This window comes from Bacillus sp. LR--39 (assembly GCF_053613335.1).
The window spans coordinates 1-524 of record NZ_JBSIOT010001563.1 but is presented as its reverse complement, the minus strand read 5'-3'; the positions used below and the strand labels follow the sequence as shown (position 1 = coordinate 524).

Here is a 524-nt window from a genome sequence, read left to right as displayed (position 1 = left end):
CTTCACGATTTGCAGCAGTACTCTGTAATCAATCCCTATATTCCCGAAACGATAAAGGTGAGCCGCTACGAACAAATTCACTCCTTTTTATCCAAAGAAAAAGCCTGCATCCTTAAACCGGCATTTGGCGCGGGAGGCAGAGGCGTGATTCTTTTGAAGCTGGGCAAGAAAAACATCACTGCTACTTATCACATCGGAAAGGATAAGCAGACAAAAACGTTTTCCAACCAGACTTCTTTTAAAACATGGTGCAAAAAAGTGCTTCAGCATCAATATTTGCTTCAGCCTTACTTAAACATTCAAGATAAGGAACAATACCCTTGTGATATTCGTCTGTTTATGGAAAAAAACGAAGCAGGTGAATGGAATACAGTCGGAAAGGCAGTAAGACGCGGATACAAACACGGGCTGCTGGCCAATTTGTCAGGCGGATCTGATGCGCTGACATTTGACTCCTGGTTTGAAGATATACCGAAAAAACAGCAAGTGGTCTTACTAGATGATGTGTTTTCGATTACCCAATC

Annotated in this window: 1 pseudogene; it reads left to right on the top strand. The window is 42.2% G+C overall.

Annotated elements, in window-relative coordinates:
* Positions 1–524 (top strand): annotated as a pseudogene (gene spaC / locus ACWHAR_RS31810) (spore coat associated protein SpaC); the annotation flags it as partial.